This is a genomic window from Microcystis sp. M109S1 (assembly GCF_020247025.1).
Classification (GTDB): domain Bacteria; phylum Cyanobacteriota; class Cyanobacteriia; order Cyanobacteriales; family Microcystaceae; genus Microcystis.
The window spans coordinates 1-6,296 of the sequence record NZ_JADBRW010000260.1 but is presented as its reverse complement, the minus strand read 5'-3'; the positions used below and the strand labels follow the sequence as shown (position 1 = coordinate 6,296).

Sequence of the window (6,296 nt, the reverse complement as noted above, 5' to 3'; positions counted from 1 at the left end):
GCCGAATTTGAAGTCTTTTCTGAACGAAACCCCCTACTATCTGTGGTCAAGGTTCAGTTTTTAGCTTGGTTATCGCTTTTTCCATTTTAGCTTAAAGCCGTCCTCAAAGGACGGGGTTTTAACCCAAATTTTCGATAACATGGTTTAGTATAAGCTCGATCAATATGGAATCAAGACTCGTGTTATCTAATCTCCTAGCCGATTTCAAGATCATTTTTGAACGTGACCCCGCTGCCCGCAACTGGTTAGAGGTAATGTTTTGTTATCCCGGATTACAGGCTTTACTGTGCCATCGCTTCGCCCATTGGCTATATCAGATCGGGATTCCCTTTATTCCCCGTTTAATTTCCCATCTTGCCCGTTTTCTGACTGGTATCGAAATTCACCCCGGCGCCCAAATAGGTCAGGGTGTTTTTATCGACCATGGCATGGGAGTTGTCATCGGAGAAACGGCCATTGTCGGTGATTATGCCCTCATCTATCAAGGAGTTACTTTAGGAGGGACGGGGAAAGAAAGCGGTAAACGTCACCCGACTCTAGGGGAAAATGTGGTGGTCGGCGCTGGGGCCAAGGTTTTAGGTAATATTTATCTGGGTAATAACGTTCGCGTCGGTGCGGGTTCTGTGGTCCTGCGCGATATTCCTGCCGATTGTACCGTTGTTGGTGTCCCCGGTCGTTTAATCTATCGGGCCGGGACGCGGGTGGAACCCCTCGAACACGGTGATTTACTCGACTCGGAAGCGGTGGCTATTCGCGCTTTGGTGGACCGCATCGAACAACTGGAAAAACAAGTGTACGAATTGCGGCTAGAACGGTCAAAAGAACCAGATTATCGGATTAATTGCCCAGTTTTAGCCCATTTAGAAGAAGAAGCGAGTCATAGCTGTTGTCCTGCGGCCGATCGAGATATGCGCGAGTTTCTCGAACGGGCGGTTTAACCCCGATAATCTTCTGATATGATAGAAGACTGGTTTTCTAAGTAAGTGGTTTTAATTAAATAGAAGATGGATTTTGCCTTCGATCCCCCCTTAATTCCCCCTTAATAAGGGGGTATCTGACAATTTTTAACACCTACCTACTTAGTAGCTGAAACCCATTCGTCAAAGCTATTATTATTAAGGACTACTTGGCACCGTCCGATGGCTCAAACTGACTCGATCCGTATCCGTGGCGCCCGACAACACAATCTCAAAAATGTTGATCTCGAATTACCCCGCAATCAGTTGATTGTTTTTACGGGAGTTTCGGGATCGGGCAAATCTTCCCTCGCTTTCGACACTATTTTTGCGGAGGGACAGCGCCGCTATGTGGAGTCCCTCAGCGCCTACGCGCGCCAATTTTTAGGACAATTAGATAAACCCGATGTGGATGCGATCGAGGGTTTAAGTCCGGCTATTTCCATTGACCAAAAATCCACTTCCCACAATCCCCGTTCTAGTGTGGGAACTGTAACGGAAATTTACGATTACTTGCGTTTATTGTTCGGTCGTGCCGGTGAACCCCATTGTCCCCATTGCGATCGCAATATTGCCCCCCAAACCATCGATCAAATGTGCGATCGAGTGATGGAATTAGCCGAGAAAACCCGTTTTCAAATCTTAGCCCCGGTAATTCGCGGCAAAAAAGGCACTCATAAGCAATTAATCTCTAGTTTGGCCTCCCAAGGCTTTGCCCGGGTGCGGATTGACGGCAAGGTAGTAGAATTATCCGAGGGCATCGAGTTAGATAAAAAACATCTTCATGATCTTGAAATTGTTATCGATCGCCTGATCAAGAAAGAGGGTTTACAGGAAAGATTAGTAGATTCTTTAACCACTTGTTTAAAGCATTCCGATGGTGTAGCGATTGTGGAAATTCTCGATGAGAATAACGAAGATAATCCCGAAGTTACCAAAGAAATTGTCTTTTCCGAGAAATTTGCCTGTCCTGAACACGGGGCAGTTATGGAGGAATTATCCCCCCGTTTATTCTCTTTTAATTCTCCCTATGGTGCTTGTCCCAACTGTCACGGATTGGGCAGTTTACGAAAATTTTCGGCAGATTTAGTCATTCCAGACCCGAAACAACCGGTTTATTCGGCTATTGCTCCTTGGTCAGATAAGGATAACTCCTACTATCTTTCTCTCCTCTACGGTTTAGGGCAAGCTTTAGGTTTTGAAATTCAAACCCCTTGGCAGAAACTAACAAAAACCCAGCAAGATATCATTCTCTATGGGAGTAAAGAACCGATCTATTTTGAAGATGATTACCGTTATGATAGTGGTCGCGGTTACTATCGAGAATTTGCGGGAGTTATCAATATCTTAGATAGGAATTATCAAGAAACCACCTCGGAAGTTATTAAACAAAGACTAGAGAAATATATTGTTAACCAAACCTGCGAAGTTTGTCACGGAAAAAGATTAAAACCGGAAGCTTTATCGGTACGTTTAGGACAATATACGATCACGGATTTTACCGGAGTTCCCATTCGGGATTGTTTGCAGAGAATTAATGATTGTCATTTAACCCCAAGACAAGCATTAATTGGAGAATTAGCCCTCAAAGAAATCAAAGCGAGACTACAATTTTTAATCGATGTGGGATTAGATTATCTTACCCTCGATCGACCGGCGATGACTTTATCCGGGGGAGAATCCCAACGAATTCGATTAGCCACTCAAATCGGTTCGGGATTAACAGGAGTACTATACGTTCTCGATGAACCTAGCATCGGATTACACCAAAGAGATAATAGTAAACTGTTAGAAACCCTGCAAAGATTACGAGATTTAGGTAATACTTTAATTGTCGTCGAACACGATGAAGAAACGATTCGGGCAGCCGATTATGTCGTCGATATCGGTCCGAAAGCGGGGATTCATGGCGGAGAAATCATCTGTCAAGGCAGTTTTAAAACCCTTTTAAAGTCCCAAAAATCGATAACAGGGGCCTACTTATCGGGACGCAAAGTTATTGAAACTCCTCCCCAAAGAAGGGAAGGGAATGGTAATGCTTTAGTCTTAAAAAATTGCCATCAAAATAACCTAAGAAATATTGATGTAACGATTCCTTTAGGAAAATTAGTCTCGATTACGGGAGTATCTGGTTCGGGCAAATCCACCTTAATTAATGAGTTATTATATCCGGCTTTACAACATCATTTAACCCGTTTAACTCCCTTCCCCAAAGAGTTAGATAAAGTGGAAGGATTGGACGCGGTTGATAAGGTAATTGTCATTGACCAATCACCGATAGGACGCACTCCTCGGTCAAATCCTGCCACCTATACGGGGGTTTTTGACATTATTCGCGAGATTTTCACCGAAACCATCGAAGCAAAAGCTAGAGGTTACAAAGCGGGGCAGTTTTCTTTTAATGTTAAAGGAGGACGCTGTGAAGCGTGCCTAGGCCAAGGAGTAAACGTCATCGAGATGAATTTTCTCCCCGATGTCTATGTGCAGTGTGATGTGTGTAAAGGGGCGCGTTACAATCGGGAAACCCTACAGGTTAAGTATAAAGGTTATTCGATCGCCGATGTCTTAGATATGACGATCGAGGAAGCATTAAAGGTCTTTGAAAATGTCCCCCGGGCCACCACCAGATTACAAACTCTCGTGGATGTGGGTTTAGGATACTGTAAACTCGGTCAAAGCGCGCCCACTTTATCCGGTGGAGAAGCGCAAAGGGTGAAATTAGCGGCCGAATTATCCCGACGGGCCACGGGAAAAACCCTATATTTGATCGATGAACCGACTACGGGGTTATCTTTTTATGATGTGCATCATCTCTTAGATGTGTTACAAAGATTGGTCGATAAAGGTAATTCGATTATCGTCATCGAACATAATCTCGACGTGATTCGCTGTAGCGATTGGATTATTGATTTGGGACCAGAAGGAGGGGACAAGGGAGGAGAATTAATCGCGGTGGGAACACCGGAAACCGTGGCTAAATGTGAAAAATCCTACACTGGTCATTATCTTGCCCAAGCATTACTTCAATATCCCCCAAAAAAGCAGGATAATATTAGGGAATAACACAGAGATAATACAGCCAATGATCAAGATTAGTATTTAACTCTTGTTCGCTCTTAATTTCCTGACCAGTTTTCCAAGAATAAATTTTAATATCTTGAAAGTAGGACTTTAACTGTCTTAATTGTTCTTTGGGTGTGGCGTAATAATTTTGCAGACGAAAATTATGGGGTTCATCCCGAATAATTGCATAGTCAGCAGTCAATAACTGTTTGTAGCTAAGAGAGGGATTACAGGCACGCAAAATCGCCCAGATGACTAAATTGACATAGCTACTAAAAGGATTGAAACTAATCTTTTTTTTCCAATCGAATTCTGAGATAATTCCCTGAAGATTATGACTAGAAAAGCAAAAATAACCACCAGCTTTACCGATGCGGCTAATTTCCTCTAAAACTAGGAAACGGTCAGCAGGGGAAATATAATCAATGCCATTAAAACTAAAGAGAATAAAATCAAAATAATTATCCGCAAATTGTTCTAGATTTCTAGCATCGGCCACTTGCCAGACTAAATGGGGGAATTTTTGACGACAAGCGGCGATCATTTCCGCAGAATAATCGACACCGATATATTCTCCCACAAGAGGTGCAAAATACTTCGTAGTCCGTCCCGCACCTACCCCCAAATCAAGCATTTTCATCGTTGATAAACGCTCTTGCAGCAGGGTTAAAATTGTCCTTTCTGCCGGCTGTAGCGCGGTTAATTGGGCATAATAACCGACAATACTAGGGTCTCTATAGGTTTGCTGATTTTTGTCCTTAATCATTCTCGATCGCTCTTTCCTCATAATCTGGCTGTTTTTCTCTTACTAATAATTCACCTTCCCAACCGCCAATTACTTCTTCAAAAAAGCCTTCTTGCCATTGGCTAAATGTAGTTTTTTCTTCTTTTTCTTTTAGAGATATTGGCTGATAAACTAAGGTAACTTCTAAATCTGTGTTTTTAAGTTCAGGCGGTAAAGATATTTGTAATGTTCCATCTTCTCCTACATGGGTTTTAAAACTAATTGTTTTCATGGTTTCGGCTAAGGTTACTACTATCATAAAGATAGTGTAATATGTCCTCGTCTGACAACGTGCGTTCCCTGCGGTCTTTTAACCATAAAGACATCTTCACCCCAAACAGGTCAGACATGACAGAAATTACCATCCGATGAGAATGGCCATACATCCCACTCAAGACCGAGACGATGGATAATACTCTCTCACGGTAGCCACTCTTTCCTACTACCATCTTTAGGAAAAGATTTAGACTATCATAAGATGCGCTTAAATTATCCAATTGGCATCAATGGAGATTTTTAGTTCTTTTGTCCCATCTACAAGAATAGCATTTTCCAAAAGTGATAAAAGAAATGTAAAGTTATTTTATAGTAGTTGTCTTTGATAGCCTGGAAATTGTCCTGACGACTTCCCAAATTGCTCCTCACCTGACCCACCGTCTCAACCTCCAGTTGACGAAAGTAGATAGCACCGAGATTGACTTGCAGCAGTTTGATTATGTCCTGCTTAACCAGCGCCATCCCGGTTGGACGAGTCGCCGTCGGTTGTCAGCCATCTGATCAGAGGCTTGCAGCGATCGCCTAGTTTTAAATTGAGTTACGCGCAAGATCAGGTATTTTTATTTGAGCAACGCTAAGAGAGAAATAGCAGCGGGGCCCACATATCTGTATAAAGTGCTACAATAAGCTAAGATTCCATCAAAAGTTAGATTATCAAACGCCGACTCAAGACTATCAAGGTCGGAAAACCTCGTTCGATAGTCTGAGCAGAGGTAAGACAATCGGTTAGACTTATTGACCATCTGAGACTGTCCAATCGTTGGGATCGACTTCGGGTATGGGCGAGGATATCGAGCCGCAATTGTCAGGGTAACACCAAATCCCCCTGATCCAGTGCAGTGGACAAACCTTCTTGTTTCTAGTGACCACTTCAGTGGTCCCTGATGATAACTGGGTTTTGCTAACTGGATTTGGGATAAAACTGCCTTAGTGCGGTTTTGTTGTTACCTAAAATGTCGGATGAATGCCCCCGCTACATTTTTCGACAAGATACTCACCTTTGCGGGGGATGAAATCCGACCAGAATATCAACCCCAGAGCATCGGTTTAATTCTACCATCTGTGGGTAAACTGTCTTATACTTAACCTAGCCAAGGGTCGAGGATTGTTAGATGCTAGTCGTAGAAGCAAAGCTAAAAAACGGAACACCAGAGCAATATCAGAAACTCGATGAAGCTATCAGAACTTCTCAGTTTGTGCGTAATTCTTGTGTTCGT

The 6,296-nt window shown here is 42.9% G+C and carries 4 protein-coding genes and 1 pseudogene; 3 read left to right on the top strand and 2 right to left on the bottom strand.

Going from position 1 to position 6,296, the window contains the following annotated elements; genetic code table 11:
* The first annotated feature begins 164 nt into the window (after positions 1–164).
* Positions 165–938 (top strand): serine O-acetyltransferase, encoded by a 774-nt coding sequence (gene cysE / locus IM322_RS13055; protein WP_287673873.1) that lies wholly within the window; start codon positions 165–167, stop codon positions 936–938.
* Positions 939–1,139: 201 nt separating this feature from the next.
* Entirely contained in the window at positions 1,140–4,019 is a 2,880-nt protein-coding gene (uvrA, locus tag IM322_RS13050) for an excinuclease ABC subunit UvrA (RefSeq protein WP_287673874.1), read from the top strand.
* Here uvrA and IM322_RS13045 read toward each other — a convergent pair.
* On the bottom strand, positions 4,009–4,785 hold the full coding sequence (locus IM322_RS13045; RefSeq protein WP_287673875.1) for a class I SAM-dependent methyltransferase: 777 nt from the start codon (positions 4,783–4,785) through the stop codon (positions 4,009–4,011). The genes uvrA and IM322_RS13045 overlap by 11 nt on opposite strands.
* Positions 4,778–5,062, bottom strand: a complete 285-nt coding sequence (locus tag IM322_RS13040; protein WP_287232257.1) for a hypothetical protein — start codon at positions 5,060–5,062, stop codon at positions 4,778–4,780. The genes IM322_RS13045 and IM322_RS13040 overlap by 8 nt, the downstream gene beginning before the upstream one ends.
* 1,129 nt (positions 5,063–6,191) lie before the next feature.
* Between IM322_RS13040 and IM322_RS13035 the strand changes: the two are divergent.
* A pseudogene (locus tag IM322_RS13035) lies at positions 6,192–6,296 on the top strand (transposase); the annotation flags it as partial.

Excerpts from the sequence above, each read along its gene's own strand:
- IM322_RS13045 (WP_287673875.1), bottom strand. The coding sequence starts at position 4,785 with ATGATTAAGGACAAAAATCAGCAAACCTATAGAGACCCTAGTATTGTC.
- IM322_RS13040 (WP_287232257.1), bottom strand. The coding sequence starts at position 5,062 with ATGATAGTAGTAACCTTAGCCGAAACCATGAAAACAATTAGTTTTAAA.
- uvrA (WP_287673874.1), top strand. The coding sequence starts at position 1,140 with ATGGCTCAAACTGACTCGATCCGTATCCGTGGCGCCCGACAACACAAT.
- cysE (WP_287673873.1), top strand. The coding sequence starts at position 165 with ATGGAATCAAGACTCGTGTTATCTAATCTCCTAGCCGATTTCAAGATC.